At 73.0% G+C, this 17679-nt stretch carries 16 protein-coding genes; 8 read left to right on the plus strand and 8 right to left on the minus strand.

Annotation, left to right across the window (positions count from 1 at the left end):
• Positions 1-25: 25 nt before the first annotated feature.
• The 6 genes from R3E88_05450 to R3E88_05475 are packed head-to-tail and all read right to left on the minus strand — an operon-like array spanning position 26 to position 6162.
• Entirely contained in the window at positions 26-1402 is a 1377-nt protein-coding gene (locus R3E88_05450) for an FAD-dependent oxidoreductase (GenBank protein MEZ4215904.1), read from the minus strand.
• Positions 1399-2517 carry a DUF1214 domain-containing protein gene (locus R3E88_05455; GenBank protein MEZ4215905.1) on the minus strand — a complete coding sequence of 373 codons (1119 nt, stop codon included), beginning with the start codon at positions 2515-2517 and terminating at the stop codon, positions 1399-1401. Before R3E88_05455 ends, R3E88_05450 begins: the two co-directional genes overlap by 4 nt.
• The gene (locus R3E88_05460) at positions 2507-3226 is read right to left on the minus strand and encodes a histidine phosphatase family protein (GenBank protein MEZ4215906.1); all 720 of its coding nucleotides are present in this window, start codon (positions 3224-3226) and stop codon (positions 2507-2509) included. The genes R3E88_05455 and R3E88_05460 overlap by 11 nt, the downstream gene beginning before the upstream one ends.
• Before the next feature lie 58 nt (positions 3227-3284).
• Entirely contained in the window at positions 3285-4505 is a 1221-nt protein-coding gene (locus tag R3E88_05465) for an amidohydrolase family protein (protein ID MEZ4215907.1), read from the minus strand.
• A gap of 38 nt (positions 4506-4543) precedes the next feature.
• Positions 4544-5503 carry a Rieske 2Fe-2S domain-containing protein gene (locus tag R3E88_05470; GenBank protein ID MEZ4215908.1) on the minus strand — a complete coding sequence of 320 codons (960 nt, stop codon included), beginning with the start codon at positions 5501-5503 and terminating at the stop codon, positions 4544-4546.
• 35 nt (positions 5504-5538) lie between these two features.
• A complete protein-coding gene (locus R3E88_05475) occupies positions 5539-6162 on the minus strand; it encodes a helix-turn-helix domain-containing protein (GenBank protein MEZ4215909.1) in 624 nt (207 codons plus the stop codon).
• Positions 6163-6276: 114 nt separating this feature from the next.
• Between R3E88_05475 and R3E88_05480 the strand changes: the two genes are divergently transcribed.
• From R3E88_05480 to R3E88_05505, 6 genes are all read left to right on the plus strand, one after another.
• Positions 6277-7440, plus strand: a complete 1164-nt coding sequence (locus tag R3E88_05480) for an amidohydrolase family protein (protein ID MEZ4215910.1) — start codon at positions 6277-6279, stop codon at positions 7438-7440.
• An 8-nt stretch (positions 7441-7448) separates the two neighbouring features.
• Positions 7449-9542 (plus strand): DUF3604 domain-containing protein, encoded by a 2094-nt coding sequence (locus R3E88_05485; GenBank protein MEZ4215911.1) that lies wholly within the window; start codon positions 7449-7451, stop codon positions 9540-9542.
• A gap of 112 nt (positions 9543-9654) precedes the next feature.
• On the plus strand, positions 9655-10446 hold the full coding sequence (locus R3E88_05490) for a TetR/AcrR family transcriptional regulator (GenBank protein ID MEZ4215912.1): 792 nt from the start codon (positions 9655-9657) through the stop codon (positions 10444-10446).
• Positions 10447-10908: 462 nt separating this feature from the next.
• Positions 10909-11406 carry an HlyD family secretion protein gene (locus R3E88_05495; protein ID MEZ4215913.1) on the plus strand — a complete coding sequence of 166 codons (498 nt, stop codon included), beginning with the start codon at positions 10909-10911 and terminating at the stop codon, positions 11404-11406.
• 14 nt (positions 11407-11420) lie between these two features.
• Entirely contained in the window at positions 11421-12335 is a 915-nt protein-coding gene (locus R3E88_05500) for an ABC transporter ATP-binding protein (protein ID MEZ4215914.1), read from the plus strand.
• Positions 12332-13435 (plus strand): ABC transporter permease, encoded by a 1104-nt coding sequence (locus R3E88_05505; protein MEZ4215915.1) that lies wholly within the window; start codon positions 12332-12334, stop codon positions 13433-13435. The genes R3E88_05500 and R3E88_05505 overlap by 4 nt, the downstream gene beginning before the upstream one ends.
• Positions 13436-13456: 21 nt before the next feature.
• On the opposite strand, the gene R3E88_05510 is transcribed toward R3E88_05505, so the two are convergent.
• A complete protein-coding gene (locus R3E88_05510) occupies positions 13457-14728 on the minus strand; it encodes a cytochrome P450 (GenBank protein ID MEZ4215916.1) in 1272 nt (423 codons plus the stop codon).
• A gap of 59 nt (positions 14729-14787) precedes the next feature.
• Between R3E88_05510 and R3E88_05515 the strand changes: the two genes are divergently transcribed.
• Together R3E88_05515 and R3E88_05520 are read left to right on the plus strand one after the other, a co-directional pair.
• The gene (locus R3E88_05515; GenBank protein MEZ4215917.1) at positions 14788-15228 is read left to right on the plus strand and encodes a nuclear transport factor 2 family protein; all 441 of its coding nucleotides are present in this window, start codon (positions 14788-14790) and stop codon (positions 15226-15228) included.
• On the plus strand, positions 15225-16520 hold the full coding sequence (locus R3E88_05520) for an arylsulfotransferase family protein (GenBank protein MEZ4215918.1): 1296 nt from the start codon (positions 15225-15227) through the stop codon (positions 16518-16520). Before R3E88_05515 ends, R3E88_05520 begins: the two co-directional genes overlap by 4 nt.
• Here the strand turns inward: R3E88_05520 and R3E88_05525 are convergent.
• Positions 16517-17641: a hypothetical protein gene (locus tag R3E88_05525; protein MEZ4215919.1), complete on the minus strand. Its 1125-nt coding sequence runs from the start codon at positions 17639-17641 to the stop codon at positions 16517-16519. The genes R3E88_05520 and R3E88_05525 overlap by 4 nt on opposite strands.
• Between the last annotated feature and the right edge of the window lie 38 nt (positions 17642-17679).

Raw genomic sequence — 17679 nt, forward strand, 5'->3', positions numbered from 1 at the left:
AGTCTGGCGGCACGCGGCTCCTCTTTCAACGCGCTCGTCGCGGCGGCGCGGCGCCGCGCGGGCCCGCGCGCGCGCGCACGCGCCGGTCCGTGATCGCGTCGAGGCCCTGGACGACCGCGAGGAGCCCGCGCGCCGCGAGCCACCGCGCGGGCTCGGGCGGGAGCGCCGGCGCGCAGTCGGCGACGATGTCGAGCCAGGGGTCGGGCCGGCCGGCGAGCGCGGACGCGAGCAGCTCGCCCGTGGCCGTCGCCTGCGCGACGCCGTGGCCGTTGAAGCCGGCCGCGTGCACGACGCCGCGAGCCGGCCGCGGCGAGATCGACGGCAGGAACGACAGCGTCATCGCGATCCAGCCGCCCCAGTAGTGCGCGATCGGGACGTCGGCGAGCTCGGGGAAGCGGTCGCGGAACGCGCGCGCGACGGCGCGCTGCGTGCCCGCGTGCGCGCCCGCGACGCGCTCCCGCGGTCGGCTCCCGAACGCGTAGCGCGGCGCCTTCGAGCCGCCGACGATCGTGCGGCGCGACGTCAGGCGATAGCTCTCGAGGGCCTCGTGCGCGGTGTAGACGCCCTCGCGCGAGGGCCAGCCGCCGAGCGCCGCGACGTGCGCGTCGTCGAGCGGCGCGGACTCGAAGAGCGTGACGTAGAGCGGGACGATCTCGCGCCCGTGTCCGCGCAGCGTGCGCGTCCACGCGTTCGTCGCGAGCACGACGCGGTCGGCCTCGAGGCTCCCGTCGCGCGTGCGCACGACGGGCTTCGCGCCGGGCACCACCTCTCGCACCTCGGTGCCTTCGTGGAGGCGGACGCCGCGCGCGAGCGCGGCGGCGCGCAGTCCGCGCACGAGGTGGCCCGGGTCGAGCGTCCCGCCCGCGGCCTCGTGCGCCCCGCACAGGAACGCGCCGGGCAGGCCGCGCGCGCGCATCGCGTCGGCTTCGAGGAAGGCGACGCGCGCGCCCGCCTTCGCGGCCGCGTCCGCCGCGCGCCGGAGCCGTCGCTCCTGGCTCGCGTGGACGGCCGCCATCACGTTGCCCGACGGCTGGTAGTCGCACGCGATGCCGAGCTCGGCGATGCGCGCCTCGGTGCGCGCCACGCAGTGGTCGGCGAAACGGACGAGGGCGCCCGCGCGCTCCTCGCCGAACATCATCCGCAGCGTCGGCATGTCCTTGCCGATCGTCGGCGTGAGGTGGCCCGCGTTGCGCCCGCTCGCGCCGGCGCCGCAGAACGCGCGCTCGACGAGTGCGACGTCGACGCCCGCGTCGCGCAGCGCGATCGCCGTCGAGAGGCCCGTGAGGCCGCCGCCCACGATCGCCACGTCCGCGCGCGCGTCGCCCGCGAGCGGCGGTCGCGGATCCTCCGGCGCGTCGATCCAGGCGCTCGTGCCGAGGAACGGCGCGGCGAGGTCGTTCACAGCTCGGCGAACTTCACCACGCGCGTGTGGACGTCGGGGTGCGAATCCGCCTCGATCCAGCGCCACAGCATCGCGCCGCGCGCGTGGCCGCAGGTGTCGATCCAGTTCGGGTACTTCGGGCCGGGGTCGCGGTGCGCGACGACGACGCGCACCGAGCCGTCGGGCTCGTAGGCGGCCGTGTACTTGTTCACGCTGACGCGGTGGTAGCGGTAGTCGAGCGACTCCATCCAGAAGTTGCCGAGCTGGAAGTTCCAGGTCGAGCAGCGCGGGATCTCCGGCGCCTCGATCACGAGCGCCTCGTCGGGCCCGAGCTCCCAGCGGCTGTTCTTGTAGTGGATGTTCTTGTCGCCACCCGCGTTCTGGCAGCGCGTCTGGTCATCGGCCGGGAGCTGGTTGACGTGCTTCTCGAAGATCCGCATCCAGTCGACGAAGAGCTGCGACGTGCCGCGGACGAAGCTCGCGGCGGCGCCGAGCTTCAGCGCGAGCGACGCCGGGTCGAGCCGGTCGTCGCGCGTCGGGTTCAGGCATTCGATCGCGTAGCGGGCGGGCTCCTCGTCCGCGCGCACGTGGAAGGTCTGCCGCACGACCATGTTGGTCGTGCTCGGGTCCATCGCCAGCCAGTTCTTCGCGTTCGGCTGCGGCTTCGCCGAGACGACGATCTCGAAGCTGCCGTCGGGCTCGACCTCGAGCTGCGAGCTGTCGAGCTGGCCGGTCGGCGTCATGCGGCCGTCCTCGCCGTAGCCGCCGCCATAACAAGCCCAGCTGATGTAGGGCGTCGTGCCGCGCCTGCCGTGGATGCGGTAGTCGTGCGCACCCGACAGGTTGGCGTTGTGGTAGACGTTGTCCGGGTTGTCGTTGCCGATCTTCACCGTCTCGTTCGAGAGCTGGAAGAAGCGCGGGAACTGCGGGTCGCTCGACTCGACGTTCGACTCGAGCGACGCGCGCACGAGCCGCGTCAGGTAGCGGAAGCCCTCGGCGCGATCGAAGGCGTCGTCCGGCGTCGACGGGCCGAGGATCACCTCGCCGCACGCCTCGAGCGCGCGGCAGAATTCCTTCCACGCCGTCCCGTCCGCGACGCGGCGCGCTCGCTCGGTGGCCTCGCTCTCAGTCGCCATGGGCGTCCTCCCCGTCGTGCGCGCGCTGCGGCGCGCCGTTTCCGAGCTCGCGCGCGGCGTCCTGCCAGCCGCGCCCCGCGAAGCCCTCGCCGTCCGGGCCGACGACGCGCGTGCGCGTCGCGTCGAAGTGGCCGACCTCGCTGATGCTGCGCACCTGCGCGCGGCCGTTCGCGTCGACGACGACGCGCGAGATCGACGCGAACGGGAGGTTCGCGAACGCGAACGGCGTCGCGACACCGACCACGTGCGAGAGCACGACGCCGATCACGCCGCCGTGGCAGCCGACGACGACGCGCTCGCCCGGCCGCTCGCGCACGAGCGCCTCGTACGCGGCGAGCACGCGGTCGCGGAAGACCTCGGGCGCGTCCCAGCCGATCTCGTCCCAGCGCTGGTCGACGATCTTCTGCCAGTAGTCGGGGAACTCGCGGGCGAGGTGCTGGATGGGCGCGTAGATCGGCGCGCGCCGGTCGATCTCGTCGAGGTCGGCGACGACGCGCGGCGCGAGCGCGCGCTGTGCGGCGAGCGGCGCGACCGTCTGCTGCGCGCGCGTCTTGTTGCTCGTGACGAGCGCGTCGACGGGCTCGGCGGCGAGCCAGCGGGAGACGCGGTCGGCCTGCCAGCTGCCGCGCTCGGACAGCGGCGGGTCGGCGGGCTCGCCCGCGGTGCGCACCGAGACGGGCTCGCCGTGTCGGACGAAGATGAGCTCCATCGCGTGCGCATCCTACGGGATGCGCGCCGCCGCAGGAAGCCGCGAACGCGCGCCGCGCTCAGCCCCGCGCGAACCCGCGCTTCTCCGGCCCGATCTCGGCGACGAGCGGCGCGAGCTTCTCGACGTCGAAGCCGTAGAAGCGCGCCGCGTTGCCGCCGAGCATCGCGGCGACGTCGTCCTCGGGGAGCCCGTCGAAGGTGTCGTGCATCTGCCGCTTCGTGAACGGCCAGCTGCCTTCGGGATGCGGGTAGTCGCTGCCCCAGCCGATCTGCGCGAGCCCGATCTCGTGCCGCAGCTCGGCCTCGCGCCGCGGCATGCACGACGCGCCGAGGAAGACGTTCTCGCGGAACGCCTGCGCCGGCGACTTGCCCTTCAGGTGGCTCCGGAAGTCGCCGAGCTTCGCGCTGTAGTGCGCCTCCGCATAGCGTTGCTCGAGCAGCGCGACGTACTCCGGCACCCACACGGTGGTGCCCTCGGTGACGACGACCTTGAGCTTCGGATGGCGCGTGAAGACGCCGCCCCAGAGCATGAACGTCACGGGGCGCACGTTCCAGAACGGGACCTCGCAGATGTAGATGCCCACGCCGCCCGGGAGCTGCGGCTGGCCCTCCTGCGGCGGCATCGGGCCGAAGTAGTCCTCGGCCGGCGCCGGGCCCGAGTGGAAGTGCACGATCACGCCGAGGTCCTGGCAGAGCGCCCACAGCGGCTCGTAGAACGGGTGGTGGTACGGCCGCTTCTTCCCCCAGACGGGCGGCAGCATGATGCCGCCGAGCCCGTGCTCGCGCGCCCAGCGCACCTCGGCGAGCGTCGTCTCCATGTCGTCCCAGCACGCCGGCACGATCGCGACGCCGAAGTGGCGCTCCGGCGCCATCGACACGAGCTCGGCGAGCCAGCGGTTGTGGGCGCGTGCGCCCGCCCACTGCAGCTCCGGCACGACGTTCTCCGTGGGCAGCCCGATGCCCGCGCCGAACGGCGGCGAGTTCATCTCGGTGATGCCGTCGGGGAACACGATCTCGCCGGCGATGCCGTCGCCGTCGAGCACGTCGATGCGCGCGTCGTGGTCCCACGCGCCGTGGAGTCCGTGCTCGTTGCCCTCGCGCCACTCCTCGTTGATGTCCTCGACGAGGAACTGCTTGCTCGCCTGCTTCGTCATCGCGAGCTGGATGGGCAGCGCCTGGTCGAACGCCTCGCGGTGCTGCGGGTCGAGATACTCGCGGTAGCGCTCGGGCGGGAGCCCGGCGTGGCAGTCGGTCGAGATCACGAGGTGGCGGTCGGACATGGGAGGCTCCTCGGCGCGCGCGGCGTCGCGCGCGTCGTTCAGGCGGGGTCGGAGTAGAACTGCTTCACCCAGCGGCGGAACTCGATCAGCTCCTTGTCCGCCTCGCACAGCACGGGCTCCGCGCGGTGCACCTTGTTCGACCAGATGCGCATGTCGTCCATCACGCCGGCCGAGAGGTTGGCGATCCACTCCTCGCCCGCGACGTCGGCGAGGTTCTTCGTGACGGTGAAGACCCAGCGCGAGTGCGTCATGCGCGGACCGACGGGCGATGTCGACGAGTACATGAGGAGCCCGGCGCCCGGGATGCCGACGCTGCGCACGCTCGAGAGCCCGAGGCCCCAGGACTCGCGCACGAGCGTCATGTCGAACGTGCCCATGGGCGTCTCCTGCGGCGACGTGTGCTGGATGCGCGCGTAGCGGCCGCCCTCGCCGTACTCGACCTCGGTGGGCGGCGTGCTCAGCATGCCGTGCACGAACTGGAAGTGGACGGGATCGAGATTGTTCTCGTGCATGTCCTGCGAGTGCACGGGCACCTCGAGCAGCATCGTGCGCGGCTCGGTCCAGTCGGGATGGCCGATCTCCGGCGCGACCGGGAAGTCCCACTGCGGCGGCTTCCCCTCCGCGTGGTGCCACACGAAGATCAGCTCGTTCTTCTCGACGACGTCCCACGCGCGCACGCGCGCCGCCGGCGGGATGCGCTCGCAGTATGGGATCGTCGTGCACTGGCCGGACGAGCCGTCGAACTGCCAGCCGTGGAACGGGCAGCGCACGGTGTTGCCCATCACGCGGCCGCCCTCGCCGAGGTGCGCGCCGAGGTGCGGACAGTAGGCGTCGAGCACGCGTGCCGCGCCGTCGCGCGCGCGGAAGAGCACGAGGTTCCTGTCGAAGTACGTGATCGCCTTGACGTCGCCGGGAACGAGGTCGCGGCTGAAGGCGACGGCGAACCAGCCGTTCGGGATCGGCAGGTCCGTGTGGTGCTCCTGGAAGTTGCGGCTCATGCGAGCTCCTCCGTGGTTCGGGCGAGGGAACGGGCTCAGGCGGCGAGGGCGTCGGCGAGGAAGCGCGCGGTCGCGCGCGCCTGCTCGCGGACGGGGAAGCCCTCGACGTGGGCCCAGCTGAACATCAGCGAGTAGAACGACCCGAGGATCGCGTTGGCGAGCGTCTCGGGCGCGTGCGCGCGCGTGATCTCGCCGCGCGCGACGCCGTCGCCGACGATGCCGGCGAACGCGTCGTGCAGGCGCTTCACCTGCTCGGACTCGTCGCGCGCGTCGTGCAGCGCGTGGATCGTCTCCGTCAGCAGCTCGCGGTGCGTCGGCCCGCCTTCCTCGGCCGCGTCGGCGACCTGCTCGAAGAAGCGCGCGAGCCGCTCGCGCGTCGTGCCCGGCTCGCGCCGCACCTGCTCGACGCGCTCGACGAGCGCGGCGATCGCCTCGTAGGCGAGCTCGCGCATCATCAGCTGCTTCGTCGCGAAGTGGTTGAAGACGGTCTTCTCGGCGACGTCGGCGCGCTCGGCGATCTCCGCCACGCGCGTCGCGTCGAACCCCTGGTCGTCGAAGAGCGCGCGCGCCGCCTCGAGGATGCGGGCGCGCAGCTCGAGCTTGCGGCGCTCGCGGCGCGGCAGGGCGACGACCTCGGCGGCGGGCTGCGGAACGGCCATGGCGCGCAGCCTAGGCCGCGCCTACAGTCCGCCGCAAGCTTTCACTCGACTGAATCCAATCACGTCCGCGGAGCGCGCGAGCCGGCGAGGCCGGTGTGCGCGCACGGAGGCAGCATGGCCGCCGCGATCTTCGACCGCTTCCAGGTGATCGACATCGACACGCACCTGACCGAGCCGCCCGACACGTGGACGGCGCGGCTCGCCTCGAAGTACGGCGACCGCATCCCGCACATCCGGCAGATCGACGGCAAGGACCTGTGGTTCGCGGGCGACCAGCCCGTCGGCATGCCGGGCGCGTACTCGATGGCCGGCCACGACGGCACGCCGCCCGAGTTCCGCAGCGGCTACGCCGAGATCCCGAAGGCGATGTACGACGCGAAGGCGCGCCTCGCGTTCATGGACGAGGAGAAGATCCACGCGCAGGTGCTCTACCCGAACGTCGGCGGCTTCGGCTCGGGCGGGTTCCGCAAGCTCGGCGATCCGCAGCTCATGCTCGACTGCGTGTCGGCCTACAACGACTTCCTCGTCGACTGGTGCTCGGCCGATCCGCACCGCCTGCTCGGCGTCGCGGCGATGCCGTTCTGGGACGTCGACGCTTCGGTGCGCGAGATCGAGCGCTGCGCGGGGCTCGGCTTCCGCGCGATCCTGATGTGCAACCAGCCGCAGGACCACGGCCAGCCGCTCCTGCGCGACAAGCACTGGGACCGCTTCTGGGGCGCCGCGCAGGCGAACGACATGACGGTGAGCTTCCACGTCGGCGGAGGCGACTTCACGGACGTCTCGACCGACCCGGCGAACATCGGCTTCAAGACGAACTTCGCGCGCGCGTCGGTGATGGCGTTCATCGACAACGCGCGCTCGATCTCCGACGTCATCATGGGCGGCGTGCCGCACCGCTTCCCGCGCCTGCAGATGGTGAGCGTCGAGAGCGGCGTCGGCTGGATCCCGTTCGTCGTCGAGGGCCTCGACTGGCAGTGGAAGAACAACGGCGTGCGCAAGGAGCACCCGGAGTACGACCTGCTCCCGAGCGAGTACTTCCGCCGGCAGATCTACGCGAGCTTCTGGTTCGAGGAGGGCGGCCTCGCCGACGCGATCGCGCGCTTCCCGGACAACATCCTGTTCGAGACGGACTACCCGCACCCGACGTGCCAGGCGCCCGGCCCCGCGAGCGCCGGCACGCACCCGCGCCTGTACGCCGAGCGCGCGCTCGCGGGCCTTCCCGACGCGACGCTGCAGAAGGTGCTGCACGACACCGCCGCGCGGCTCTACCGGCTGTAGCGCGCGCCGTGCGGGCCCGTTCGCGTCTCGCTCTCGCGGTCGCGCTCGCGCTCGTCGGCGGAGCCGCGGCCGCTGCGGCTCCGTTCGAGCGCACCGAGGAGCGCGCGCCGTGCGCGCGTCACGACGCGCTGCGCCGGCCGCTCTTCGGCGATCTCCACGTCCACACGAGCTACTCGTTCGACTCCTACACGTCGGGCCAGCGCAACGATCCGTGGGGCGCCTATCGCTATGCGATGGGCGAGACGATCGCGCTGCCGGGTGCGGAGGAGGGCGAGATCGTCGCGGCGACGATCGGGCGGCCGCTCGACTTCGCCGCCGTCACGGACCACGCCGAGACGCTCGGCGAGATCGACCTCTGCACGGGTGCCGAGTGGTCGCTCGCGTCGTTCACGCCGCTGTGCGTCGCGACGCGCGCGGAGTCGTTCCTCGCCGGGCTCGTCGCGGCCGGCTGGTGGTCGGACTTCATCAGCCAGTCGGAGCCCGTGAAGGAGCGCGTCTGGCAGTGCGACCTGCCGGGCAGCGACTGCGACCGCCGCCTGCGCGCGATGTGGGAGCGCATCCAGCAGGCGGCCGAGGACGCCTACGACCGCACACCGGCCTGCGACTTCACGACCTTCGTCGGCTACGAGTACACGGACACGCCGGGCTACGACAACCTGCACCGCAACGTGATCTTCCGGAACGATCGGGTCGTCGCGCGCCCGATCAGCGCGGTCGACACGGGCACCGCGAACTTCCCCGAGCTCTGGCGGAGGCTGCGCGCCGAGTGCATCGAGGCGGGCACGGGCTGCGACGTGCTCGCCATCCCGCACAACCCGAACCTCGCGGGCGGGCGCATGTTCCGCGACCCGCGCACGGAGCTCGAGGCGAGCGAGCGGCTCTTCTTCGAGCCCGTCGTCGAGCTCGTGCAGCACAAGGGCGCGAGCGAGTGCCGCTTCGACCGGCTGCTCGGGCGCGGCGTCGGCACCGCCGACGAGCTCTGCACGTTCGAGCAGAACAAGACGGACAGCCTGCAGTCGCTCGCGTTCCTGTACGGCGAGCTGCAGTCCGAGGGCGGCGCGCCGACGCCGCTCGACGAGTTCGCGCCGCGCAACCTCGTGCGCAACGTGCTGAAGGACGGGCTCGCGCTCGGCCAGCGCACGGGCACGAACCCCTTCGCGATGGGCTTCATCGGGAGCACCGACACGCACAGCGCGACGGCCGGCGGCGCGGACGAGGCTCGCTTCGTCGGGCACCTCGGCCGGCGCGACGCCGGCTACCGCAACGTGCAGGACCACGTGCAGGACAACCCGGGCGGGCTCGCCGTGGTGTGGGCCGAGGAGAACTCGCGCGATGCGATCTTCGCGGCGCTCCGCCGGCGCGAGGCGTACGCGACGAGCGGCACGCGACCGAGCGTGCGCTTCTTCGCCGCGTTCGGCGACGCCTTCGACGCCTCGATGTGCGACGCGCCGGGCGATGCCGCGATCGCGCGCGCGTACGCGCGCGGCGTCCCGATGGGCGGAGAGCTCGAGGCGGGCGGAGAGCTCGAGGCCGGCGGCGACGCGCGGCCGCGCTTCTTCGCATGGGCGCTCAAGGATCCCGGCACGCAGGCCTTCCCGGGCGCCGACCTGCAGCGCATCCAGATCGTGAAGGGATGGGTCGACGCCGCGGGCGCGACGCACGAGCGCATCGTCGACGTCGCGGGCGACGCGGCGAACGGCGCGACCGTCGACCCCGAAACGTGCGCGCCCGTCGGCCGCGGCGCCGACGCGCTCTGCACCGTGTGGGAGGACGACGCGTTCGATCCCGCGCAGCGCGCCTTCTACTACGCGCGCGTGCTCGAGAACCCGACCTGCCGCTGGAGCACGCGCCAGTGCCTCGACGCCGGCGTGAATCCGTTCGCCGCCGACTGCCGCGCGCAGGCGGCGGCGCGCACGGCCGACGCGCAGGCGAACGGCGCGCGCGGGGACGTCTTCGGCGCCTGCTGCTGGAGCGAGGCCGACGAGCCCTTCCACGAGCGCACGATCCAGGAGCGCGCCTGGACGTCGCCCGTCTGGATCTCGCCCGCGCGCGCGTCCGAGCCCGTTGCCGCGTCCGAGCCCGTTCCCGCGTCCGCGCGCTGAGCCGCGCGCCGCGCCGCCGCTGCGCCGCCGAGCCGCGCGCCGCTGCGCGGCGGAGCCGCTGAGTGTCGCCAGCCGCTTGCGCGCGAATTGAACGAGCGTTTAAATACGGCCCGTGACGCCGCCGCCTCCCGCGCGCCCCCGATCCCGCTCCGAAACGCCTGCCCGGCGCATCCGCGGCGCCGAGCCCGCAGACCCCGCGAAGCCCTCCGCTGGCGCGCGCCCCGCGAAGCGCGCCGCCGGCGCGCGCCCCGGGACGCGCTCGGCGCGCGGGCCCGGTCGGCCGGCGGCGGGGAGCGACGCGCCCGACCTGCGCGCCGCGCTGCTCGACGCGGCGCGCGCCGAGTTCGGTGCGCGCAGCTTCGCGGCCGTCACGCTGCGCGGCGTCGCGCAGCGCGCGGGCACGACGGCCGCGATGGTCCACTACTACTTCGGCGACAAGCACGGCCTGTTCGGCGCGCTGCTCGAGTCGGCGCTGCAGAGCGTGCTCGCGCGCGCGAGCGCCGCGCTCGCGACGCGCGTGTCGCAGGGCGCGGGGCCGGCCTCCGTCGACGTGCTCCTCGACGTCGTCCACGACGCGCTCGGCGCGGCGCCCTGGATTCCGCAGATGATCGTGCGCGAGGTGTTCGGCGACGACGCGCCCTTCCGCGAGCGCTTCGTCGAGGGCTATGCGCGCCCGATGTCGCAGCTCGTGCGGCGTGCGCTCCGCGCGGAGGTCGCGGTCGGGCGGCTGCGCGACGACCTCGACGTCGACCTCGCGCTCGTCTCGCTGCTCGGGCTCGTCGCGTTCCCGTTCATCGCCAAGCCCGTGCTCGAGCGCGTGCTCGGCTTCGCCTACGACGGCGCGTTCCGCGCGCGCCTCGCCGCGCACACGAAACGCCTCTTCCTCGAAGGAGCGAAGGCGTGACGCGCGCGGTCCGGCGCGCGCCGTTCGCCGCGCGGCTCGCGCTCGCGCTCGCGCTCGCCGCGGCGTGCGGCGGCGAGGACGCGACCGTCGTCGGTACGCTCGAGCGCGACCGGCTCGAGCTCGTCGCCGAGGCGAACGAGCCGATCGTCGAGATCGCGGTCGAGGAGGGCGCGACCGTCGCGGAAGGGCAGCTCTTGCTGCGCCTCGCGCCCGATCGCCTGCAGGCGCTGCGCGAGGCCGCCGACCAGCGCGTCGCCCTCGCCGAGGCGCGCCTCGAGGAAGCGCTCCGCGGTCCGCGCAGCGAGGACATCGCGCGCGCGCGGGCGCGCTTCGCGGGCGCGCGCGAGGCGTTCGCCACCGCGGAGCGCGAGGCCGCGCGCGCCGAGGCGCTGCGCGGCGCGGGAGCGGCGTCCGACGAGCTCGCGGACGAGCGCGCCCGCGCGCTCGCGCTCGCCCGCGCCGATCGCGACGCGGCGCGCGCGGAGCTCGACCGCCTGCTCGCGGGAACGCGGTCCGAGCAGGTCGACCAGGCGCGCGCGCAGCTCGAGGAGGCGCGCGCCACGGCGCGCGACGCGGCACTGCGCGAGCAGCGCCTCGCGGCGCGCGGGGGCGATCGACGCGCTGCCCTTCGAGGTGGGCGAGCGGCCGCCGGCGGGCGCCGTCGTCGCCGTGATGCTCGCCGACGGCGCGCCCTACGCGCGCGTCTTCGTGCCCGCCGCGCTGCGCGCGCGCGTCGCGCCGGGCGCCGCGGCGCGCGTGCACGTCGACGGCGTCGACGCGCCGTTCGCCGCGCGCGTGCGCAGTGTGTCGTCCGACGCCGCGTTCACGCCGTACTACGCGCTCACGAAGCACGATCGCGGGCGCCTCACCTGGGTCGCGGAGATCGATCTCACCGAGGATGCGGCGCGCGCGCTGCCGACCGGCCTTCCGGTCGAGGCCGAGCTCGAGCTCGCGCCGTGAGCGAGCCGCTCGCGATCGAAGCTCGCCAGCTCACGCGGCGCTTCGGCGAGCTCGTCGCCGTCGACCACCTCGACCTCGCGATCCCGCGCGGCGAGATCTACGGCTTCCTCGGGCCGAACGGCTCCGGCAAGACGACGACCATCCGCATGCTGTGCGGGCTGCTCGCGCCCTCCGAGGGCGATGCGGTCGTGCTCGGTCTCGCCGTGCCGCGCGAGGCGCCGCGCCTGCGCGAGCGCATCGGCTACATGACGCAGCGCTTCTCGCTCTACGAGGACCTCACGGTCGACGAGAACCTCGCCTTCCTCGCGGAGGTGTACGCGCTCGCGCGCGCCGACGCGCCCGGGCGCATCGACGAGCTCTGCGAGGAGTACCGCCTCGGCGCGCTGCGCGCGCAGCTCGCCGGCACGCTCTCCGGCGGGCAGCGCCAGCGGCTCGCGCTCGCCGGCGCCGTGATCCACCACCCCGACCTCCTGTTCCTCGACGAGCCGACGAGCGCCGTCGACCCGGAGAGCCGGCGCGACTTCTGGGAGTCGCTGTTCCGGCTCGCCGACGCCGGCACGACGATCCTGGTCTCGACGCACTACATGGACGAGGCCGAGCGCTGCCACGCCCTCGCGATCCTCGACCGGGGCGTGCTCGTCGCGAACGGCGCGCCGCGCGCGCTGATGGACGAGCTCGCGGGCCTCGTCGTCGAGATCGAGGGCGACGAGCTGCGCGGCGCGCGCGCCGCGCTCGAGCCGCTCGACTTCGTGCGCAGCGTCGCGCAGCTCGGCACGCGCCTGCGCGCGCTCGTCGAGGGCACCGGCCGCGACGCGCAGGTGCAGCGCGCGCTCGACGAGCGCGGCGTGCCGGCGACGGCGCGCATCGCGGCGCCGAGCCTCGAGGACGTCTTCGTCGCGGCGACCGTCGGCCGCGGAGTCGCCGCATGAGCTTCGCGCGTCGCTCGCTCGCCATCGCGCGCAAGGAGGTGCGGCAGCTGCGCCGCGACCGGTTCACGGCCGGCATGATCGTCGGGCTGCCCGTGATCCAGCTGCTGCTCTTCGGCTATGCGATCAACACCGACGTGCGCCACCTGCGCGCGGCGGTCGCCGACGAGGCGGGCACGCAGCTGTCGCGGCGTCTCGTGGCCGACGCGGGCGCGAGCCAGGTGGTCGACGTCGTCGCCGAGGTCGCGACCGCGCGCGAGCTCCAGGACCTGCTGCGCGAGGGGCGCGTGTCGATCGGCGTCGCGATCCCGGCCGACTTCGAGCGCCGCGTGGCGCGGCGCGATCGCCCGCCCGCGCAGCTGCTCGTCGACGGCTCGGATCCCGCGCTCCAGCAGGCGGCGAGCGGCCTCGCGCGGCTGCCGCTCGACGCGCGGGCGGTGCCGCCCGGCCTGCGCGAGCCGCCCGCGACGTTCTCCGTGCGACCGTTCTACAACCCGGAGCGCCGCTCGGCCGTGCAGATCGTGCCCGGGCTCATCGGTGTGATCCTCACGATGACGATGGTGCTCTTCACGGCGGTCGCGATCGTGCGCGAGCGCGAGCGCGGCAACCTCGAGCTGCTCATCAACACGCCCGTGCGCACGACGGAGCTCATGCTCGGGAAGATCGCGCCCTACGTCGCGATCGGGATGGTGCAGACGTCGCTCATCCTGCTGCTCGGGCGCATCGCCTTCGAGGTGCCGGTGCGCGGCGCGCTCGTCGACCTCTACGTCGCGGCGCTCGTCTTCGTGGCGGCCGCGCTCGCGCTCGGGCTGCTGTTCTCGACGCTCGTGTCGACGCAGATGCAGGCGTTCCAGCTCACCTTCATGTCGTTCCTGCCGCAGATCCTGATGAGCGGGTTCATGTTCCCGTTCGACGGCATGCCGCGGCCCGCGCGCGTGCTCGCGGAGGCGATGCCGCTCACGCACTTCGTGCGGCTCGCGCGCGGCGTGCTGCTGCGCGCCGCGCCGCTCCACGAGCTCGCGCGCGAGATCTGGCCGCTCGCGGTCTTCTTCGCGATCACGCTCTCGCTCGCGATCGCGCGCTTCCGCAAGCGGCTCGACTGAGCCGCGGCGGGCGCGCGCGGCTCAGGCGGCCGTCGCGGGGCGGAAGCGGTAGCGGACCGGCAGGCTCTTGAGCCCGACCACGAAGCTCGACTCGATCTGCGACGGCGACGCCGCGGGCTCGAGCACCTCGACGCGGTTGGCGATCTCCTCGAGCAGCTTGCGCGAGCTCATGCGCGCGACGTGGGCACCCAGGCAGAAGTGCTCGCCGGTTCCGAAGCCGAGGTGGCGGTTCGGGTGGCGCGAGATGTCGAAGCGGAACGGGGCGTCGAACACGTCCTCGTCGCGGTTGGCCGACGCGTAGAACATCACGAGGCTGTCGCCCTTCGCGAGCTTCTGGCCGTGCAGCTCGACGTCGCGCAGCAGCAGGCGGCGCATGTAGTTGACGGGCGAGACCCAGCGCACGACCTCCTCGACCGCGGCCTTCGCCCGCTCGGGGTGCCCTCGGAGCGCGGCGAGCTGGTCGGGGTTCTCGATCAGCGCGGCGAGGCCGCCGGCGAGCGCGTTGCGCGTCGTGTCGTGGCCCGCGGTGAAGACGATCAGGTAGTAGCCGAACGTCTCGAGCGGCCCCATCGCGCTTCCGTCCGGGAGCACGCCCGTCGCGAGCTTGGTCGCGAGGTCGTCGCGCGGGTTCGCGCGGCGGTCCTGCACGATGCGATCGAAGAGCTGGTAGAACTCGATGCCGAGCTGCTTCTGCGCCTCGCTGCGATCCTCGCCCTTGCGCTGCAGGTCGGGGTCGTCCCCCGCGAAGAGCTGCTGCGTCAGCTCGAGCACGCGCTCCTCGTCGTCGCGGTCGATGCCGAGCAGCTGCGCGAGGATCCGCAGCGGGTGGCGCTGCGCGATCTTCTCGACGAAGTCGCACTCGCCTTCCGCGCCGAGCGCGTCGATCAGCGCGCGCGCACTCTCCGCGGCCAGCCGCTCGAGGTGCTGCACGCCGCGCGGCGTGAACATCCCGCTCGCCACCTTGCGGAAGTCGCGGTGCTCGGGCGGATCCATCTCGATGATCGTGCGCAGCGTCGCGAGCGGATTCTCGGGATTGCGGCGATCGGCCAGCTGCTGGCGGCTCAGGATCACGGGCCCTGCGGTGTTCGAGAACACGTCGGGCCGGCCCGAGATGTCCATGATGTCCGCGTGCTTCGTGATCGCCCAGAACGGCTCGTGCTCCGAGGGCTCGCAGCGGTACACCGGCGCGTGCGCGCGCAGCTCCGTCCAGACGTCGTGCGGAACGCCCTTCGTGCCGTAGTGGTGCGGGTGGATCAGGTCGTCGGAGTCGATCCGTGCGCCGTTCGTCGCCATGGCGGGGTTCCTTCCTGGTAAGCTGTCCGGTCGGCGCATTATAAGGATGGAGGTGCGCGATGAGCCACAACAAGGACGTCGTCCGCACGTTCTTCCGCACGCTGTGGTCCGACCCGGAGACGGCCCGCGCGCTCGCCACCGACGACGTCACGTGGATCACGACGCGCTCGATGCCCATCCCGGGCAACGAGGGCACGATCCGGCACGTCGGCTTCGAGGCCGTCCGCAACGTCGCCGACAGCGGCAAGAAGATCGACTCGGGCTACCGGCCCGAGACGATGTCGCACCCGCACGAGCTCTTCCTCGAGGCCGAGGACGACCACGTCGTCTACCAGTTCACGATGCGCTGCACGACGAAGCTCGGGCGCGACTACGTGAACGACTACCTCTTCCTCGTGAAGCTCGAAGGCGGGAAGATCGCGCGCTTCCAGGAGTACTGGGACAGCAAGCAGGCCTACGACGTGCTCGTGCGCGGCCGCGACGCGGCGACGCGCGCGTGAGGGCGGCCGCGAGCCTCCTCGCGACCCTCGCCGCATCCGCGATCTCCTGCGGCGACGACGGCGCGCCGGCTCCCTACCGCGCGCCGACGACGCGCGCGCGCGAGTCGTCGCACGCAAGGATCGATCGGCTGCGCTCGCTCGGCTACCTCGTGTTCGCCGAGGGGAACGACGCCGCGGGAGCCGCGCGCTCGGGCGTCGTGCGCCACGACCGCGCGCGGACGCAGCCCGGGTATCGCTGGTACAACGAGCAGAACCGCGCCGCCGCCGTGCTGATCGACGCCGACGGCCGCGTGCTCCACCGCGTCGAGGACGTGGACGGGACGTACTGGGCGCGCGCGGAGCTGCTCCCCGGTGGCGACGTGCTGGCCGTCGGCGCGGCGAATCGGGGCGAGCGCCGCTCCGAGATCGAGGACGAGGATCGCTACGTCGCTCGCTTCGCGTGGGATGGAGGGCTGCGCTGGAAGCGGTCGATCGGCGCGCACCACGACGTCGAGGTGCTGTCCGACGGGCGCATCCTGGCGCTCGTGATGGAGCCGCGCCGCATTCCGGCGGTCGATCCCGACGTCGACGTGCGCGACGACTTCGTCGTCGAGCTCGACGGCGACGGGCGCGAGCTCGCGCGCCACTCGATCCACGACTGGCTCGCCGGCGGCCCGGCCGCGTTCGCGTTCGGCGACGTCGCTGCGCACCTCGAGGCGACGAACGCCGAACGCCGCGACGGGGTGCGCGACTACGTCGACCTCCTGCACACGAACTCGATCGATCCGATCGAGCTTCCCTCGCTCGTCGGCACGAGCCCGCTCCACCGCGCCGACTCCTGGCTCCTCACGTCGCGGCACCAGGACACGATCGCGATCGTCGGCGCGGAGGGCGGCGGCCTGCGCTTCGCGTGGGGGCGCGGCGTGCTAGACGGCCCGCACGACGCGAGCTGGCTCGCGAACGGTCGTCTGCTCGTGTTCGACAACGGCCTCGGGCGCAACTGGTCGCGCGTCGTCGAGGTCGATCCGCAGACCCGCGAGATCGTCTGGGAGTACCGCGGATCGCCTCCGGAGAGCTTCTACACCGCGAGCCGCGGCTCCGCGCAGCGCCTCCCGAACGGCAACACGCTCGTCTCGAACTCGGGCGAGGGCCAGGCGTTCGAGATCACGCCGGAGGGCGAGATCGTCTGGGAGTTCTGGAACCCCGAGCGCAACCAGAAGGGACGTCGCGCGACTCTCGGGCGCATGCGCTGGCTCGACCCGCGCTGGGTCGACCCGCTGCTCGCGCGCGACCGCTCCGCACCGCCCCTCTAGCGAGCCGGGTCGAGGAAGTCGCGGAAGCCGTACTTCGCGTGCGGCCCGAAGCAGATCTGCTCGAGCACGCCGACGCCCTTCTCACCGTCGCACGTCGCCATCACCACCTGCTGGATGTGCTGGTTCTCGAGCGCGAGCTCGTCGACGTCGGCCGTCTTCCACTTCTCGCCAGAGATCGCGAGCTCGCCCTTCCACATGCCGTGGCCCCACGTCGGGTGCGAGTAGCCGATGCCCTTCATGCGGAAGCAGAGCACGGGATCGAGCTCGATGCGGTTCACCTTGCCGGAGAGCTCCGTCTTCGTCACGACGGCGCGCCGCGCGCGGCGCGTGCCGGGGATGTACTCGATCTCGTGGTCGACCGCGCGCAGCGGCTCCATTCTCGGGTCCTCGACCATCGGGATCGCGTTCGGGTCCTCGTACGTCGGCAGCACCATCCCGTCCCAGTGCCACTGGATGCCGTGCTGGTTCTCGAAGATGCCCGCGTGCGTGCAGCGGTCGCGCCACTGCAGCGGCGCCCACAGGAAGAAGACCTGCGGCATCGCGTTCGGCGGCGCGCCGCCCGGGTCGCGGTCGCCGACCGGGCGCACGCCCCACGAGCGGTCCTTCGTTCCGTAGGTCGTCTTCGGGTCGATCTTCAGCGTGCGCCCGTCGTAGCGCAGCTCGCCGCTCCAGTAGCCGAACTGGTTGAAGCGCGTCGCCTCCATCGTGCGGCCGCCGGGCGCGATCGAGTGCTGGTGCGCCTCGGCGAAGCTCGACGTGCGCGGAATCCACGTGAGCTCGCCCGCGAAGCCCGTCTCGTTGTCGTCGACCGTGATGCGGAGCGACTTCATCGGCTCGAGGATGTCGATGCGGAACGGCCCGACCGCGATCTCGCTGCGCTCGGCGCCCGCGCGGCGCGAGCAGTGGAAGGCGTGCTGCTCGCCGTCGATCACGAGCGAGACGCCGCCGTCGACGATGCCGAGGTTCGGGTACACGGCCGCGCCGACGCCGATGTAGAACGCGCCTCCCGCGTCGTAGCCGTTGAACCAGTAGCGGTCGTACGCGTTGCGATCGGCCGTCGCCGGAACGGCGAGCGGGCGCGACGTCTGGTGGATCGGGTAGTCGTCGAACTTCGTCAGCATCGGGGTCCTCGTCCTCACAGCACGGCCGTCTCGCGGCG

Source organism: Myxococcota bacterium (assembly GCA_041389495.1).
Taxonomy (GTDB): domain Bacteria; phylum Myxococcota_A; class UBA9160; order UBA9160; family UBA4427; genus JAWKRT01.

Excerpts from the sequence above, each read along its gene's own strand:
- R3E88_05455 (MEZ4215905.1), bottom strand. The coding sequence starts at position 2,517 with ATGGCGACTGAGAGCGAGGCCACCGAGCGAGCGCGCCGCGTCGCGGAC.
- R3E88_05460 (MEZ4215906.1), bottom strand. The coding sequence starts at position 3,226 with ATGGAGCTCATCTTCGTCCGACACGGCGAGCCCGTCTCGGTGCGCACC.
- R3E88_05465 (MEZ4215907.1), bottom strand. The coding sequence starts at position 4,505 with ATGTCCGACCGCCACCTCGTGATCTCGACCGACTGCCACGCCGGGCTC.
- R3E88_05470 (MEZ4215908.1), bottom strand. The coding sequence starts at position 5,503 with ATGAGCCGCAACTTCCAGGAGCACCACACGGACCTGCCGATCCCGAAC.
- R3E88_05475 (MEZ4215909.1), bottom strand. The coding sequence starts at position 6,162 with ATGGCCGTTCCGCAGCCCGCCGCCGAGGTCGTCGCCCTGCCGCGCCGC.
- R3E88_05480 (MEZ4215910.1), top strand. The coding sequence starts at position 6,277 with ATGGCCGCCGCGATCTTCGACCGCTTCCAGGTGATCGACATCGACACG.
- R3E88_05505 (MEZ4215915.1), top strand. The coding sequence starts at position 12,332 with ATGAGCTTCGCGCGTCGCTCGCTCGCCATCGCGCGCAAGGAGGTGCGG.
- R3E88_05510 (MEZ4215916.1), bottom strand. The coding sequence starts at position 14,728 with ATGGCGACGAACGGCGCACGGATCGACTCCGACGACCTGATCCACCCG.
- R3E88_05515 (MEZ4215917.1), top strand. The coding sequence starts at position 14,788 with ATGAGCCACAACAAGGACGTCGTCCGCACGTTCTTCCGCACGCTGTGG.
- R3E88_05525 (MEZ4215919.1), bottom strand. The coding sequence starts at position 17,641 with ATGCTGACGAAGTTCGACGACTACCCGATCCACCAGACGTCGCGCCCG.